Source organism: Streptomyces maremycinicus (assembly GCF_001184025.1).
Classification (GTDB): domain Bacteria; phylum Actinomycetota; class Actinomycetes; order Streptomycetales; family Streptomycetaceae; genus Streptomyces; species Streptomyces maremycinicus.
Genome location: NZ_BBYG01000020.1, coordinates 77,279 through 92,531 on the forward strand (window position 1 = coordinate 77,279; position 15,253 = coordinate 92,531).

The 15,253-nt window shown below is 70.7% G+C and carries 12 protein-coding genes and 1 tRNA gene; 6 read left to right on the forward strand and 7 right to left on the reverse strand.

Annotated elements, in window-relative coordinates:
* Positions 1–12: 12 nt before the first annotated feature.
* Complete coding sequence (locus AOQ37_RS30845) at positions 13–1,113, forward strand: nuclear transport factor 2 family protein (RefSeq protein WP_062649157.1); 1,101 nt, start codon at positions 13–15, stop codon at positions 1,111–1,113.
* Between the two features lie 66 nt (positions 1,114–1,179).
* On the opposite strand, the gene AOQ37_RS30850 is transcribed toward AOQ37_RS30845, so the two are convergent.
* Positions 1,180–1,254: transfer RNA gene (locus tag AOQ37_RS30850), tRNA-Val, on the reverse strand.
* Positions 1,255–1,413: 159 nt separating this feature from the next.
* Here AOQ37_RS30850 and AOQ37_RS30855 point away from each other — a divergent pair.
* The 3 genes from AOQ37_RS30855 (at position 1,414) to AOQ37_RS30865 (ending at position 4,241) form a co-directional block, all read left to right on the forward strand.
* Complete coding sequence (locus AOQ37_RS30855; protein WP_062649159.1) at positions 1,414–2,187, forward strand: DUF4097 family beta strand repeat-containing protein; 774 nt, start codon at positions 1,414–1,416, stop codon at positions 2,185–2,187.
* Positions 2,188–2,261: 74 nt separating this feature from the next.
* Positions 2,262–3,656, forward strand: coding sequence for a hypothetical protein (locus AOQ37_RS30860; protein ID WP_062649161.1), 1,395 nt, complete (start codon positions 2,262–2,264; stop codon positions 3,654–3,656).
* 81 nt (positions 3,657–3,737) lie between these two features.
* Positions 3,738–4,241, forward strand: coding sequence for a DUF4383 domain-containing protein (locus tag AOQ37_RS30865; protein WP_062649163.1), 504 nt, complete (start codon positions 3,738–3,740; stop codon positions 4,239–4,241).
* Positions 4,242–4,254: 13 nt separating this feature from the next.
* Here the strand turns inward: AOQ37_RS30865 and AOQ37_RS30870 are convergent, their stop codons facing one another.
* From AOQ37_RS30870 to AOQ37_RS30880, 3 genes are all read right to left on the reverse strand, one after another.
* The gene (locus AOQ37_RS30870; RefSeq protein WP_078890431.1) at positions 4,255–5,412 is read right to left on the reverse strand and encodes an amidase domain-containing protein; all 1,158 of its coding nucleotides are present in this window, start codon (positions 5,410–5,412) and stop codon (positions 4,255–4,257) included.
* Positions 5,413–5,525: 113 nt separating this feature from the next.
* A complete protein-coding gene (locus AOQ37_RS30875) occupies positions 5,526–6,809 on the reverse strand; it encodes a polysaccharide deacetylase family protein (protein ID WP_062649167.1) in 1,284 nt (427 codons plus the stop codon).
* Between the two features lie 49 nt (positions 6,810–6,858).
* Entirely contained in the window at positions 6,859–9,063 is a 2,205-nt protein-coding gene (locus AOQ37_RS30880; protein WP_199825110.1) for a transglycosylase domain-containing protein, read from the reverse strand.
* 285 nt (positions 9,064–9,348) lie between these two features.
* Here AOQ37_RS30880 and AOQ37_RS30885 point away from each other — a divergent pair, with 285 nt between their 5' ends.
* Positions 9,349–9,570: an FmdB family zinc ribbon protein gene (locus AOQ37_RS30885; protein WP_062649169.1), complete on the forward strand. Its 222-nt coding sequence runs from the start codon at positions 9,349–9,351 to the stop codon at positions 9,568–9,570.
* An 18-nt stretch (positions 9,571–9,588) separates the two neighbouring features.
* Here AOQ37_RS30885 and AOQ37_RS30890 read toward each other — a convergent pair whose 3' ends face one another.
* Genes AOQ37_RS30890 through AOQ37_RS30900 form a run of 3 tightly spaced genes read right to left on the reverse strand, consistent with a single transcriptional unit; the run spans position 9,589 to position 14,272 of the window.
* The gene (locus AOQ37_RS30890) at positions 9,589–10,389 is read right to left on the reverse strand and encodes an HAD family hydrolase (RefSeq protein WP_062649171.1); all 801 of its coding nucleotides are present in this window, start codon (positions 10,387–10,389) and stop codon (positions 9,589–9,591) included.
* Positions 10,389–13,070: a phosphoribosyltransferase gene (locus AOQ37_RS30895; RefSeq protein ID WP_062649174.1), complete on the reverse strand. Its 2,682-nt coding sequence runs from the start codon at positions 13,068–13,070 to the stop codon at positions 10,389–10,391. The genes AOQ37_RS30890 and AOQ37_RS30895 overlap by 1 nt, the downstream gene beginning before the upstream one ends.
* Before the next feature lie 26 nt (positions 13,071–13,096).
* Positions 13,097–14,272, reverse strand: coding sequence for an HpcH/HpaI aldolase/citrate lyase family protein (locus AOQ37_RS30900; protein WP_062649176.1), 1,176 nt, complete (start codon positions 14,270–14,272; stop codon positions 13,097–13,099).
* A 175-nt stretch (positions 14,273–14,447) separates the two neighbouring features.
* Between AOQ37_RS30900 and AOQ37_RS30905 the strand changes: the two genes are divergently transcribed.
* Positions 14,448–15,200 (forward strand): TerD family protein, encoded by a 753-nt coding sequence (locus tag AOQ37_RS30905; RefSeq protein ID WP_062649178.1) that lies wholly within the window; start codon positions 14,448–14,450, stop codon positions 15,198–15,200.
* Positions 15,201–15,253 lie beyond the last annotated feature (53 nt).

Genomic DNA, 15,253 nt, shown 5'->3' on the forward strand with positions numbered 1-15,253 from the left:
GAGGAGACTTCGATGAACGACTTCCAGGCCATCGCGGACCGTGTCGAGATCGAGGCGCTGCGCGGCGAGTTCACCGACGCGTTGATGATGCGCGACCGGCCCCGCCTGGCGGCGCTGTTCACACCCGACGGCGTCCTGCGCATGCCCGCCGTCCCCGCCGAGCAGGTCGGCCGGGAGGAGATCCGCGTCGGCGGTGAGCGGCTCCAGAGCCAGTGGGACTTCTTCGTGCAGACCACCCACCCCGGCACGATCCTGCTCGACGGAGACACCGCGACCGGCCGGGCCTACATCCAGGAACTCGTTCGCACCCTCGACGGACGCGAGGTGCTGAACTACGCCGTCTACCACGACCGTTACGAGCGCACCCCGCAGGGCTGGAAGTTCGCCGAGCGGGAGTACGAGATCAGGTACCTCGACACCTCCCCGCTGGCGGGCACCTCCCCGCACGCGGCGCGGGGCTCCGGGACCGCCCAGGAAGCCGTCACCGCCGCCCCGGCTCCGGCCCGCTCCTTCGCCGACCCGGCGTCGGCCGAGCAACTTGAGCGGACCGCCGCCGCACTGCGCGCCCACGGCTTCGCCGCCGAGATCCTGGACGACGCCGCGGCCGCGCGTGCCCGCCTCAGGGAACTGATCCCCGAGGGTGCCGCCGTGCTCACCGGGGCCAGCGAGACCCTCCGGCTGTCCGGCATCGACGAGGACATCAACACCGGCGACCGCTACGACGCCGTCAGGCCGCGCGTCCTGGCCATCGACCGCGCCACCGGCGCCGACGAGATCAGAAGGCTGCTCGCCGGCCCCGACTACGTGGTCAACAGCGTCGCCGCGGTCACCGAGACCGGCTCGCTCGTGCTCGCCTCGGGCAGCGGCAGCCAGCTCCCCGCCAACGCGGGCGGCGCCGCCCACGCGGTCTGGATCGTCGGCGCGCAGAAGGTGGTGCCCGACCTGGGCACGGCGCTGCGCCGCGTCGAGGAGCACGCCCTCCCGCTGGAGGACGCCCGCGCCCAGGCGGTGTACGGGACGCCCGGCGCCGTCAACCGCCTGCTCGTCCTCAAGGCGGAACCCCGCCCCGGCCGCGGCACCGTACTGCTCCTCCGCGAAACCATCGGCTACTGACCGCCCCCGCCCTCGACGCACACACGAAAGGGCCCCCGGATCTCTCCGGGGGCCCTTTCGCTCACCTGGTGGGCGCGGACGGTTTCGAACCGCCGACATCCTGCTTGTAAGGCAGGCGCTCTACCCCTGAGCTACGCACCCGGGACGAGTCGACAGCCTACATTGCCCGGGGCCGTGCCCCGCAAACCCGTATCCGGGGGTTAGCCCCACCCCGGATGCGGGAGCGGGCCGGATCGTCCGGCGGCCGGCCGCTCCCTAGTGTCGTCAGGGCAACGTCAGGCAGCCCAGGGGGAGATCACCATGGCACGTACGTCACTTCCGGTCCGCGCGGTCCTCGTCACCGGGGCCGTCGTGGCCCTGGCCGTGGGCACCACCGCCTGCGGCGCGTCCGCCGCCGACGACGAGCACCCCGATCACCGGTCCTTCGCCCTCCAGGGCCGCACGCTCACCGTCGACTCCGACGACTCGGCGCTCGAGATCGTCGCGTCGGACACGGCCGAGGCGGGCAGGGTCGACGTCACCCGCTGGTTCCAGGGGTCGGTCACCATCGGCAAGGAGCCGAAGGTCAGCTGGTCGATGAAGGACGACCGGCTGACGCTGCGGATGCACTGCTCCGGTGTGGTGGCCGACTGCTCGGCCAAGCACCGCGTCGAGGTGCCCCGGGGCATCGCGGTGAAGGTCGGCAGCGACGACGGCAGCGTCCGGGCCCGGGGCTTCCGGGACGCGCTGAGCGTGCGCACAGAGGACGGCTCCGTGCACGTCACCGACGCGAGCGGGCCGCTGGAGCTGCGCAGCGACGACGGCTCCGTACGCGCCGAGGTCGCCTCCCGCACGGTGGACGCGCGCACCGCGGACGGCTCGGTCCGCCTGACGCTGTCCGCCGTGCCGGACCGGGTGGAGTCGGTCAGCGACGACGGCTCGGTGACGATCTCGCTGCCCGAGGCGACCTACCGGGTGACCGCGAAGACCGACGACGGCGGGGTGGACGTGTCGGTACCGCGCGACGAGTCCAGCGAGCACGTCGTGAGCGCCCGCACCGCCGACGGCAAAGTCACCGTCCGGAACGCGAACTGACCGACCCGTGTGTTCGTCCTTACCGGGTGGGAGAATGACACCGGGCAGGGCGGATCACAGCACGGGAGAGGGATGTGACGGCGACACCAGCGCAGCCGTATTCGCCGTTGGTGCCGCGCGCACAGCGCCACCGTGCGCGCCGGGGACCCTACGCGCTCCGGGACGCCCTCTTCCTCGTCGCCCTCCCCCTGGTGGCCGCCCTCGCGCTGCCCGCCGCGTTCGCCGGTGGCGGCACCCGGCGCTGGTTCGGCGGACGGGCGGAGGGACAGCGGGCCGAGGCCCAGGCCGCCAAGGACGCGGCGGCGGCCGCCTTCTACGAGCTGGACAGCGCCCAGCGCGATCTGCGGATCTCCATCGAGACGATCAGGGCCGTGGACGACTCGCCGGCCGCCCGGCGCGCGGTCTCCGACTTCGAGGCCGTCGGCAGGCGGATCGACGAGGCCAGCCACCAGTACATCGACGCCGTGGACGCCCACGACCTGGACCGGGACGACCTGGAGGCCTCCGCGGCCGTCCAGGCGCGCACCGAGCTGACCCGGGCCAAGGACGAGCTGGGCCGGGTGAAGCAGGAGCTGGACCGGTTCGCCGAGGGGCTGGGCCCGCTGCTCGGCAAGGCCGAGACCCAGCTGGCCCGGCTCGCGCCCGCCGTGGAGCGGGCCCGGCAGGCGCTGCTGGCCGCGTCGAACGCGCTGGACGCCGTACGGGAGAGCGGGCTGCGGGCGGACGGTCTCGCGGCGCGGCTGGCGGCGCTGGCGCCCGAGCTGACGAAGCTGAACCAGGGCGCGGGGCAGCACGGCGTGCCGCAGACGCTGGAGCGCGCGGAGCGGGTGGCGCGGGAAGCCGAGGCGGTCCGGGCGGAGGCGGAGCGGCTGCCGGAGCGGGCCGCGGAGATCGACCACCGGCTCGTGTCGCTGCGTACCCGCGCCCAGGCGCTGACGACCCGCTCGGAGCAGGTGGAGCCGATCCTGAGCGAGCTGCGGCGGCGGTTCTCGGCCGCCTGCTGGCAGGACCTCCAGCACGTCCCCGACCAGGCCGGGGAGCACGTCCGGCAGGCCGAGGCCAAGCTGGACGAGGCGCGCGCGGCGCGGGACGCGCAGCGCTGGCCGGACGCCACCGCGCTGCTGTCGACCGCGCGCGCCCTGCTGAACGGCACGGACGAGGCGGTCTCGGCCGCCGGTGACCGGCTGGCCAGGCTGAACGCCGTGCAGAAGGATCCGCAGGCGGAGATCGACCGGACCAGGTTCGCGATCCGGGACGCCCAGCGGCTGGCGATGGCGGGGCGCAACACGCCCGATCCCCGGCACGCGCGCCCGTTGGACGACTCGGTGGCCCGGCTGGAGCGGGCGATCGGGACGCTGGAGGGCCGGCACCCCGACTACTGGCACTTCCTGACCGAGACGGAGGCCGTCCGGCGGGCCGTGGCGGACGTGGTGGCAGGGATCCGTGAGGAGCGCGGCACGGGGCACTGACATTGCCGCGGACGCCGGGCTGACGGATATTGAAGGGTACGTACGCCCTCCATCGGCGCATCCACCCTCAGGGAGGCGGAGATGGCCACACACGCGGTACACGGCCGGTCCAGGCGGCGCATCAGGTTCGACGAGCATCTGCCCGTCGACCACCGGCTGAACCTGGTCTACCGGATCGGCGCCGGCCTGATGGGCGTGGGTCTGATCGCCTTCGGGATCTTCGGCATCGTCCACCACATCGGCTTCTTCGACACCGGCGGGGACGAGGTCTGGAGCCTCAACACCAACGGGTCGCTCAGCTGGCTGTCGGTCGCCGTCGGGCTGCTGCTGCTCGTGGGCATGGTGATCGGCGGGAACTTCGCGTCCACGCTCAACATGACGCTGGGAGCGCTGTTCGTCGTCAGCGGCTTCGTGAACATGGCCCTGCTGGAGACGGACTACAACTTCCTGGCCTTCGAGATCCAGAACTGCATGCTCAGCTTCGTGATCGGGATCCTGCTGCTCGTCTTCGGGATGTACGGCAGGGTGGGGTCCGCCCTGCCGCACGACAACCCGTACTGGCGGGCCCGCCACTCCGAGAAGTGACGGGCCGGCCGGATCAGGTGCGGTAGGCGTAGAAGTACGCGGTCGGGTAGGACGAGACGAGGCTCGCCACCGACCTGCGCAGGGTGTTGTTGGAGTGGTAGGTGACGTACGGGACGCCGCCGCTCTTCGCGGTGACGATCATCGTGTGGTCCTTGGACCCGTCGCGGTCGAAGTCCATCTGGAGGACGTCGCCGACCTCGAGCTGGTAGACGTTGGCGAGCGCGGTGGTCCGCTTGGAGTTCTGGGCGAACCAGGACCACTCGTTGACGCCGACGAACGAGTCCGACTGGATGTCGGCGTTGCCGAACCACCTGGTGTAGTCGTACACGTAGCCGGGGACGTGCTTCCAGCCGCCCGCCTTCAGCGACTGGCTGACGAAGTTGGTGCAGTCGCCGCCGGCGCCGTGGCCGTTGTAGTCCGGATAGTCCTTGTTGTAGACGTTCCAGTACTTCTCGGCGTAGGCCGCCATCGCCTTGTAGTCATAGGCGGTGCCGGTCTTCGGGACGGCGACCGGATTGCGGGTGGTCGCCGCGCGCGCGGCGTTCGGCATCGTGTCGTCGGCCGTCGTGGCCGTCTTCACGGACACCGGCTTGGTGAGCGCGTTCACCGCGAGACCGCCCTGGTCGGTGTCGCGGATGTCCGTCAGCTGCCAGTTGCCCTGCCGGTCGGCCTTGAACGTCAGCTCGTGGTGGGCCTCGAAGCCGGTGCTCTTCGGCTCGTTGCCGCGGACCTTCTCGTAGGTCAGCGTCGTGCTCTCGGTGACCGCGGCCTTGGCGGTGCGGCCGGTCACCCGGGTGGCGTTCAGGGTGACGGTGGTGCTGGCCTTGCTGTACTTCTCGCCGGCCTTCGCCAGCTTGTCCTTGCGGTCGCCCAGCGTGGACAGGGCGGCGTCCTCGGTGCGGGCCGTGCCGGAGGACAGCTTGACGTCACCGGAGAAACCGTCGGTCAGCGGCTTCGACCGGTCGCCCTGCTCGCCGGCGACCAGGGCGTCGGTACGGTCGGTGAAGACCGCGTCCGCGAGCCGCTGGAAGGTGGCCTTGGTCCGGGCGTCGACCTTGGGGTCGTCGACGACGGCGGCACCGGCGGACCAGTTGGGCAGCAGAGCCACTCCGGCGACGACCGAAGTGGCGGCTGCCCCGAGTATCGCGACGCGGCGTCGGGTCGCCCTCAATTTCCTTGACTTCACTGATGTTTCCCCTCTTGCCCCGGCGGAGGGATGCCGGGAAGGGCATCTTTGCACGGCGTGTGTGGCTGTTGTGAAGAGGGGACCGGGTTGAGGTTTGGTTACTTCACGACGGTCGACCAGTCCGGGTTCTGAGCCGGATCCAGGGTGCGCAGCCGCTCGAGCGTGGCCGGTGTCTGCACGTCCATCCAGTCCGCCAACTCCTGGAAGGAGACGCACTTGACGTCCTTCTTGGTGCACACGTTCTCGATGACCTGGTCGACGGACTTCATGTAGATGCCGCCGTTCCACTCCTCGAAGTGGTTGCCGATGAACAGCGGGGCGCGGCTGCCGTAGTACACGCGGTTGAAGCCGGCCATGTAGGCGTCGACGGTCTGCTGTTCCCAGGTCGGGTACTGGGCCGCGTCGCCGTCGACCTCGCCGTCGGACTGGTTGTAGAGGAAGTTGAAGTCCATGGACAGGCCTTGGTACTTGCCGCCGTCGTAGGGGAGCAGCTGGAGCGGGAAGTCCCAGATGCCGTTCTTCTTCGTCGGCCAGATCTGGAAGTCACCGGTGGAGCTGGCGTCGTAGCGCCAGCCGTAGCTCTTGGCGGCCTTCAGCAGATTCGCCTGGCCCTCCAGGCAGGGTGCGCGGCCGCCGACGACCGCCTTCTTGAAGTCGAAGGGGAGCGGGTCGATGTCCGTGTAGCCGGTGTTGGTCTTCCAGTTCTCCACGAAGGAGTAGAACTGGTCGATCTCGCTCTTCCACTGCTCGACGCTCCAGTCACCGCCGCCCTTGGCGCCGCAGAAGTGGCCGTTGAAGTGGGTGCCGATCTCGTTCCCCTCCTTCCACGCCTCGCCGAGCTGCTCCAGCGTGGTGCGGATGTGTTCGTCGGTGGGGAAGCTGATCGCCGCCGTGCCCTTGGGGTGCAGCGGCGGGGAGTACAGGTCCTTCTTGCTCTTGGGCAGCAGGTAGATGCCGGTGAGGAAGAAGGTCATGTGGGCGTTGTACTCCTCGGCCATCTTCCGGTAGTGCTCGAAGAGGCCGTCGTCGCCCATGAGCGCGCCGTCCCAGGAGAAGACCACGAACTGCGGCGGCTTCTCCCCCGGCTTGAGCGGAACCGCTTTCAACTGTCCCGTCTGCGGGCCGGTGTACGAGGTGGAGCCGTCCCCCAGGACGTGCGTCTTGCCGTCCCACTTCGGCTCCTTGGTGGCCCCCGCCGACGCCTTCTTGTCGTCCCCCGAGGAAGCGGTCGGCGCGGTGTTCGTCGTGCGGTTGAGCACCAGGTATCCGGCCACCAGGGACGCGACGACGAGGAGCGCCGCCAGCGTCAGGAACCCCGGATGCGTGGTGGCGGGGTGGCGCGTTGCCGGAGCCTTGCGGCGGCGGCCCGACGGTGACTTCATGTGCGGATCATTCTCCGGATTTCGGGGACGCGGGTGCCCGTTTCGGTGGTCAGCCGAGCGGGCTCATGGCACCTGACCAGATGCCGTAGGGAACGCTGTCGTCGGTCGTGCCGGCGATGCCCTTCAGTGGAAGCGGCTGGAGACTCTTGCCGAGGTCGATGCGGTAGACGACGACGGCCGTGGACACGGCCTTGGCCGTGCCGACGTACCAGGCCGCGGTGTCGTCCTGGGTGGTGCCGGCCTTCCCGGCCACCCGGCCGAGCGAACCGGACCGGGCGGCGTTCTGCTGGGCGGCGGGCACGTCGTCCGGGTGGGCGGTGCGGAAGGAGTCCGCGAGCGCGGAGTTGACCTCCTCGGCCACGTCGGCGCCGAAGGCGCGTTCGGTGGCCGGGGTGTCCAGGACGACCTTGGTGCCGTTCTTGGTGATCAGGCGCACCGAGTACGGCTCGGTGTGCTTGCCGCCCGCGGCGAAGGTGGAGTAGCCGCTCGCCATCCGGATCGCGCTGGGCGTGGAGCTGCCCATGGACAGCGCGGGCACCTGCGCCCCGATGCTGGAGGAGAGCAGCCCGGACTTCTCGGCGGTGGCGCGCACCACGTCGAGTCCGGTGTCCATGCCGAGCTGCATGAACGGCGTGTTCACCGACAGCTCAAGCGCCCGGTGCAGGGAGATCTGCCCGTACGACTCGCCGTCGTCGTTCTTCGCGGCGACCACCTTGCCGCTGCGGTCCCAATAAGGCCCCTCGGGCGTGGTCACCGGCACCTTGTCGTCGCCGTCGTAGAGGGTCTCCCCGGTGACCGGGGTGGTGTCCCCGTCGCGGGTCTTGTGGGTCCCGTGCTCCAGGCCGGCGGCGTACACGAACGGCAGGAACGCGCTGCCGGCCGAGACGGTGGTGGCGTTGGACTCGTTGTAGCCCTGTGTCCGGTGGTCGGGGCCGCCGTAGACGGCGAGGATCCGTCCGTCGGAGGCCACCGAGGACGCGCCGTAGTGGGCGGTCTTCGCTTTCGCCGGGTCGTCCTTCAGGGCGTCCTTGCGGGCCTTGGTGACGGCGTCGGTGAGCTGGGTCTCGCGCTTCTTGTCGAAGGTCGTGTAGATCTGGTAGCCGCCCAGGTCGAAGTCCTTGTCGGAGATCTTCCCGGCTTTCTTGGCGTACTGGGAGGCGAGTTCCACCAGGTAGTCGCTCTGCTCACCGGTGTCGTACAGCGGGTTGGACTTGAGCGGCTCGGGGAACTTCGTGTACTTGGCGCGCTCCGCCTTGGACAGTTTGCCGATGTCGACCATCCGGTCCAGGGTCCACGACCAGCGTTCCACGGCCCGGGCGCGGTTGACCGAGCTCAGCGTCGGGTCGTACAGGCCCGCGCCCTTGAGCAGGGAGGCGAGGAACGCGGCCTCGCTGGCGTTGAGCTCGCCGACGTCCTTGCCGTAGTAGGCCTGGGCGGCGCGCTGGATGCCGTAGGTGCCGCGGCCGAACCAGCTGGTGTTGAGGTAGCCCTCGAGGATGTCGTCCTTGCTCATCTGGTTGTCGAGCTTGAGGGCGATCATGGCTTCGGTGAACTTGCGGCTGACCGTCTGGTTCTGGTTCAGGTAGACGTTCTTGACGTACTGCTGGGTGATCGTGGAGCCACCCTGGGTGTCGCCCTGGCCGAGGGTGCGGAACAGGGCGCGGCTGATGCCCTTGAAGGAGATGCCGGGGTCGCTGTAGAAGCTGGCGTTCTCGGCGGCCAGCACCGCCCAGCGGACGTCCTCGGGGATGTCCTTCAGCGGCATCGCCTGCCGCTGAACCCAGCCGGTGCGGGCCATCGGCGTCCCGTCGGCCCAGAAGTACACGTTGTCCTGCTGGGTGGCGTACGAGTTGATGTTGTCGGGGATGTCGGTGGCCGCGTAGGCGACGACCAGGAGCATGCTGCTCAGCCCTATGGACGCCAGGACGCCGCCGAGGCACTGCCGCCAGGAGGGTATCCAGCGCCGCCAGTCGGTACGGCCCGGGCGCGGGTACTGGGGGCGCAGCTTGCGGGCGTAGGGCGTGACACGAGCCACATAGGGAGCCAGGACGGCGAGCAGCGGAGCAAGTCGGGGACCCAGAAACGAAGATATCCGGGCAAAAAGCGAAGGGCGAGGGGCCTTTCGCCTGTTTTTCGACGAACGCGGCTTTTCGTCGTCACCCTCTTCGGGAATGTCCGGTATTGCCGGTATATCCGAGACCCGCAGCTGCATGGTCTCGTCCGGCCGAAAAGATGCAGGAAGCTTCAACTGCATGGTTTCATCCGGCTGTTGGGGCTTGTCCCCCTGCCCCGCCTCGCTCACGACGCGTCTCCCTCCGCACTCCGTATTGCTCGCAGGCAGACGTACAGACTGACGAGGGCCTGACATGGTTGCCGTTGACGCGGCCGCAAACCTTGAACCCTCCCGACCTTGGAGTTCAACGCGGCGCTCTCAAATTACCAGCGCCCTTCGCAAATTCTCCACAGAAGAAATCGACAGAAGCGAACAGAGGTGAAACTGCTGACACCAGGTCCGAGCATAGGGGCTTAGTCTGACGCCATGCCTCGTTACGAGTACCGCTGCCGGACCTGCGGCGACACCTTCGAACTGAGCCGACCGATGGCACAGTCCGCCGAACCCGCCGACTGCCCCGCGGGCCACGACGACACCGTCAAGCTGCTCTCCGCGGTGGCCGTGGGCGGGACGAAGTCCGCCGCCCCCGCGCCCGGGGCGGGCGGCGGAGGCGGCGGTGGATGCTGCGGCGGCGGTTGCTGCGGCTGACGCCGCCCGCCGGATTTCTCAGGAGTTCTTCAGGAACTCCCGCAGAATGCGCTCCCCGGCCAGCACGCCCCGCTCGGGCAGAGCGGTGATGGCCGGGGCCGTCCAGGCGGCGTCGGCCAGCTCGCCGTGCCCGGGACGCCAGCCCCGGTCCGCGACCAGCAGCAGGTCGGCGTCGAGCAGCGAGTCACCCGCCGCCAGCGTCAGTTCGGCGCCGGTGCGGCGGGCCACCTCGCGCACGGCCGCGCTCTTGGTCAGCGGCTTCGGCACGGCGTAGATCTTGCGGCCCTGGAGGGACACGGTCCAGCCGCGGTTCTCCGCCCAGGCCGCGAGCTCCTTCACCCACTCCTCGGGCAGCAGCTCGCGCTCCACGACCAGGTAGGCGAACAGGTCCTCGGCGACCCGCTGCTTGCGCAGCCAGAGCGGGTCCGCCGACTTCGCCAGGTACTCCTCCACCTCGGCGAGCGGCGCGCACTCGTCGGCCAGCCTGGCCAGCACGCTCGCGTGCCAGTCCTGGTCGGTCGCGCCGTCGACCAGCAGATGGCCGCCGTTCGCGCAGATCGCGTACTTCGGCGGCGGACCCGGCAGATTGATGCGCTGGTACTGCTTGCGGGTCCGGGTGGTCGTCGGCACGAACACCGCCCGGTCCCCGAGGTCGGTCAGCAGCTGAGCCGACGTCTCCGTCATGAACGACAGCGGCCTCGCCTCGTGCACCTCCACGCACAGCAGCCGCGGCGCCCGCGCGTCCGGCATGGTCAGCGCCAGGGCGGCCGCCGAGTAGATGAGCGTACGGTCGAGATCGCTCGCCACCAGAACTGGCATCAGACCGTCACCGCCTTGCCGTCGGCACCGGTCGCGCCCCGGGTGAACTGCGGGTGGATCAGCCCCACGCAGGTGTACGGCAGGTCGCCGACCTCCTCGACGGGCACCCCTCGCTGTCCGGCGAGCAGCCGCACGTGGTCCAGGTCGGCGCCCGCCCCGGCCCGCGCCAGGATCTTCCACGGCACCCGGCGCAGCAGCACCCGGGTGGTCTCGCCGACCCCGGGCTTGACCAGGTTCACATCGTGGATGCCGTACTCCTCGCTGATCCGCTCGACCGCGGCCCAGCCCTCCCAGCTCGGGGTGCGGTCGCTGGCGAGCAGCTCCTTCACCGCGCCGGCGACCGTGTCCGTGACCTCGGGGAAGCGGGCGGCGACGGCGTCCAGGAAGGCCACCGAGACGTCCGTGCCGGCGAGCTCGCGGTAGAACTTCGCACCGTGGAAGTCGTTCGGCCCGACCAGGTCGGCCCGCAGCACCGTGCGCGAGATGAGCCCCGAGACGGTCGAGTTGAGACAGGCCGACGGGATGAGGAAGTCGTCGCGGGTGCCGTACGTCCGCACGCACGAGCCCGGGTCGGCCAGCACCGCGATCTCCGCGTCGAAGCCGGCCGCACCGCCGCCCGCCTCGAACTCCTCGATCGCCGCGGCCAGTTCCCGGGTGATCGCGCCCTTGCCGGTCCAGCCGTCGACGAAGACCACGTCACGCGGGTCGTGATGGGCGGCCAGCCAGCGCAGCGCGTTGGCGTCGATGCCCCGGCCGCGCACGATCGACACGGCGTAGTGCGGCAGGTCGAGGCCGTGCCGGAACTGCGCCCAGCGGCGCATCAGCACACCGACGGGGGTGCCGGCCCGGGCGAGCGAGACGAGCACCGGCCGCGGGGACCGCTCGGCGATCACCGTCTCCGTGACCACACCCACGGCCTGCGCGATCCGCGCCGCCGACGTCTCCAGGGCCGCGTGGAACAGCTCCTGGTACTGCTCGCTGGGCTGGTACTCGACGGGCAGCGACTCGGCGTAGTGCGCGCCGCCGCTCTGGATGGCCTCCTCGCGCTCCTCGGTCGGCGCCTCCAGCGTCACGTCCGAGAGGTCCTGGAGCAGCCAGCCGACCTCCTCGGGCGGGTACGAGGAGAAGGCGGGGCCGCGAAGGGGCTCGGGCAGCATGGCGGGTCTCTCTTCCGGCAAGGCGGCCGCGTACAGCGGCTGGGGGACGTACGACGGCACGACCGCGAGGACGACGTGCGGGGTGTGCGCGGCGAGCTCGGACAGGAGGCCGCCGGGAGCGTGCAGCTCCCGGGTGTCGGCCACGGAGTCCACGACGACGACGACGGCGTCGAAGCCGCCGCCCGCGACGTTATAGGCAAAGCGCTCGCCGGGGCCGTCGGCCGGGTCGTCGTGCGCGGGGAAAACGATTCGGCTGCGGATCGCGTAGCCCGGGTCGTCCACGGCGAGGACGGGCGAGCGGGTGGTGGTCGAGGAGCGCACCTCGGCGGCCACCACCTGCTCCAGCTCACGGGCCAGCCGCAGCGGGGCGTACATCAGTTCCTCGAAACCGAGTACCAGGACGCGCGAGGCGTCCTCGGGTATCGCCTCGGCGAGGCGGGCGGTCATGGCGGGCAGGGCGGTCTCCAGCCGGGCCCGGTGCTGGGGCGTGAACCCGTGCCGGCCGCCGTCGGGGAGGCCGCGGGGCCAGCGCAGGTCGACGCGGAAGATCTGGCCAGGGGGCCGCGTCTGGCCGGTGCGGTCGCCTTCCGGGTGCGGGTGCGTCGTGGCTGCTCGCGCAGTTCCCCGCGCCCCTGGGGGGTTGCCCCGCGCGTCGGCATCGGTGCTCTGCGGGGGAGCGGCCGCCGCCTCCTCGGGCTCGGTGCGGGCAGCGCCCTGAAGGGGTGCGGGGAACTGCGCGACCAGCCCCCGCGCACCCGCGGACGACCGATCACCGCCCGCGGCACCCGCACCCTCGGCCTCGTGGCGGGCGACCAGCTCCTGGCCCTTCTCCAGCACGCCCGGGGGCAGCCGCACCGTCCCCGACGCCGCGGCGACCAGGTCCACCCGGGCGCCGATCTCGCGGGCGAAGTCCTCCAGGCGGCCCGCGTCCGCGGCCGACCGCATGTCGACCAGCGCCACCACGACGTACCGTCCCCGCGGATACCGCTCGTGCAGATCACGCACGGTGTTCAGCACCGTGTTGCCGGTCGAGAACTCGTCGTCGACCAGGACCAGCGGCCCGTCACCCACCAGCAGCGTCGGATCCTCCGGCAGCAGCAGGTGCGAGGTGGCGTGCGAGTGGGACTCCTCGAAGCCGCCCGCCTGCGCGACCCCCGCGACCGGGCGCCGGGTGGAGTGCAGGTACGGGGCGGTGCCGAGGCCGTCGGCGACCGAGTGGCCGAGGCCGGTGGCGGTCTCCGCGTAGCCCAGGACGACCGCCCGGGCGGACTCCTCGGCGCCGAGCAGCTCACGCACCCTGCGGCCGAGGGCGAACCCGTGACCGTGCACCACGGACGGCGACTGGGGCACGTGCTTGCCCAGGACGTTGGAGACCAGCAGATGCGCCCGCTTGGGATTGCGGCGCAGGGCCAGCCCCAGCAGGTCCGTCAGCGTGTCGTCGCCCACCAGCTCGACACCGAGCCGCTCGGCGACCCACGTCCCGGACCAGATCCCGTCGTCCCCGTTGTTCACTGCGTTGTTCATGCGTCCCTTGTGAGTGAGGTGGTTCTTCAGCCGGGTATACCGGCGGCGAGCAGGTCGACGAAGCTGACGTCCTCGTGCGCGACACCGAAGACCTCGGCGCGGAGCATGGTGCGCTCGGCCCAGGCGCGGTGCGGCTTCACCTCGTTCATCTTGTTCGTGTACTGCGACCGCAGCACACCCCCGCCGCCGCGTTCCGGCCGCAGGATGTCCGCCGCGTCGCTGTACTCCTCGTGACTGACGACGGACAGCGCGTGCACGGCCGGCACGTGCGAGGGGTGGATGCAGGTCTTGCCCAGCAGACCGTTGGCGTGATCCAGGGAGATCTCGCGCAGCAGCCCGTCCATCGCGTGCTCGATCAGTTTCTCGCGCAGTTCGACGGCCTGCCCCTCCAGGAAGGGACTGTGCCGCAGCATCGGCTTGAACATGCGCTCGGGAACCCGGAAGTACTCCCACACGGGACCGGTCACGGTGAACCCGGTGCCGTCGGCCCGGCCCAGCATGTTCACCACGTCGGCGATCACGGAGGCCACGATCTGGACGTCGTAGGCGGTCATGTCGGGCGCTCTGCGCAGCCCGTACGAGGAGCAGAAGTCGGTCACGCCGAGGCGCAGCGCGAGGACCCGGCTGCGGTACTTGTCGACGGCGCGGGCGATGCCCTCCAGGGAGTCCACCCGCGACTCGCGGTACATCAGCTCGGGCGTCTCCAGGACGGGCATGCCGAACAGCCGCCGCCCGCTCGCCGTCTCGGCGCCCGCCAGTGCCTCCAGGAAGGGGATGCCCCGCTCCTCGGTGAACTTCGGGAAGACGAACCCGCTCAGCAGCTCCACGCCGGCCCCGAGCCGCCGGACCAGGTCGGGGATCTGCTCGGGCGTGCGCACCCGGATGAAGAGCAGCGGCGGCTCCACGCCGTCGGTGTCCCGGCGCCCCAGCAGGTCGGCGAACTGCTGGACCAGGTTCTCCTCGCCGGCCTCGACGTCCTCGTCGCCGATGGAGTCCTCCAGGCACAGCACCATCGACACCACGCCGCGCCCGCTCTGCTTGACGATGTCGTCCGCCAGCCGGGGCCTGGTGGCCGGGCTGTACAGCGTGGCGCCCAGAGCCGCGGAGAGCAGCCTGGCCGGGGAATCCGTGTCGAAGACACACGGCTCCCGGTAGAAGAGACGCTCCCGCACCTCAGGGGCGAGGTGCCCGAAATGACGCATAAATCTCCCCCGTGGTGCAAGCAAGTCTGTGGATTCGGTATGAGGTGGCCGGTAATAGTACGTAGGGATCCATGTCAGAGGTTCCCACCCGGCATGAATTTCAGGTAACTCGCGGATGAGACTTGCCGTGTACCCCGCGTTGTCGTGAGCAGGCCCGAGAAGGCAGGATGACCGCATGACGCACGCGATGCTGAAGGGGTCGAACGTCCCGCTGAAAGCCACCACGGTACGCGCCGTGCTGCGCTGGACCCCCGGGCAGGGGGTCCCGGACGTCGACGCCTCGGCGCTGCTCCTCGGCCTCGACGGCCGGGTGCGCTCCGACGAGGACTTCGTCTTCTACAACCAGCCCAGGCACCCCTCCGGGAAGGTCTGGCGGCTCGGCAAGAAGCGCGTCGCCGAGGGCCTCACGGACACCATCCAGACGGATCTGTCCGGTGTCGAGTCCGGCGTCGGCCAGATTCTGCTGGTCGCCTCGGCGGACGGCGTGACGTTCGACCGCGTACGTTCCCTCACCATCGCGCTGTACGACGCGGCAGCCGACGCCGAACCGCTCGCCACGTTCGACATCCGCCCCGAGACGGGCGAGGAGACGGCGCTGATCTGCGGCGAACTGTACCGGCGCGGCGAGGGCTGGAAGTTCCGCGCGCTGGGCGAGGGCTACTCCAACGGCCTCAAGGGCCTGGCCACCGACTTCGGCATCTCGGTGGACGAGTCGGAGGAGGCGTCGGCCGCCGCCGAACCGGCCTCCGAGCCGGCCCCCCGCACGCCCAGCCTCTCCCAGCCCCTGCCGCCCGAGCAGCCGACCTCGGCGGTACCCCAGCAGCAGCCCGCGTACGGCTATCCGGCCAGTCTCCCGACGTACGGCTACGGCTATCCGGACGGCTCCTTCCGGCTGCCCCCGCAGGGCCCCCAGTTCGTCGGACGCTGAGCCGCCGGGAACCGGCGGCCCGGGTACCGCGAACCGGGGCGTCGTCGGCCCGG

Excerpts from the sequence above, each read along its gene's own strand:
- AOQ37_RS30865 (WP_062649163.1), top strand. The coding sequence starts at position 3,738 with ATGGCCACACACGCGGTACACGGCCGGTCCAGGCGGCGCATCAGGTTC.
- AOQ37_RS30880 (WP_199825110.1), bottom strand. The coding sequence starts at position 9,063 with ATGCAGTTGAAGCTTCCTGCATCTTTTCGGCCGGACGAGACCATGCAG.
- AOQ37_RS30885 (WP_062649169.1), top strand. The coding sequence starts at position 9,349 with ATGCCTCGTTACGAGTACCGCTGCCGGACCTGCGGCGACACCTTCGAA.
- AOQ37_RS30845 (WP_062649157.1), top strand. The coding sequence starts at position 13 with ATGAACGACTTCCAGGCCATCGCGGACCGTGTCGAGATCGAGGCGCTG.
- AOQ37_RS30875 (WP_062649167.1), bottom strand. The coding sequence starts at position 6,809 with ATGAAGTCACCGTCGGGCCGCCGCCGCAAGGCTCCGGCAACGCGCCAC.
- AOQ37_RS30895 (WP_062649174.1), bottom strand. The coding sequence starts at position 13,070 with ATGAACAACGCAGTGAACAACGGGGACGACGGGATCTGGTCCGGGACG.
- AOQ37_RS30855 (WP_062649159.1), top strand. The coding sequence starts at position 1,414 with ATGGCACGTACGTCACTTCCGGTCCGCGCGGTCCTCGTCACCGGGGCC.
- AOQ37_RS30900 (WP_062649176.1), bottom strand. The coding sequence starts at position 14,272 with ATGCGTCATTTCGGGCACCTCGCCCCTGAGGTGCGGGAGCGTCTCTTC.
- AOQ37_RS30905 (WP_062649178.1), top strand. The coding sequence starts at position 14,448 with ATGACGCACGCGATGCTGAAGGGGTCGAACGTCCCGCTGAAAGCCACC.
- AOQ37_RS30890 (WP_062649171.1), bottom strand. The coding sequence starts at position 10,389 with ATGCCAGTTCTGGTGGCGAGCGATCTCGACCGTACGCTCATCTACTCG.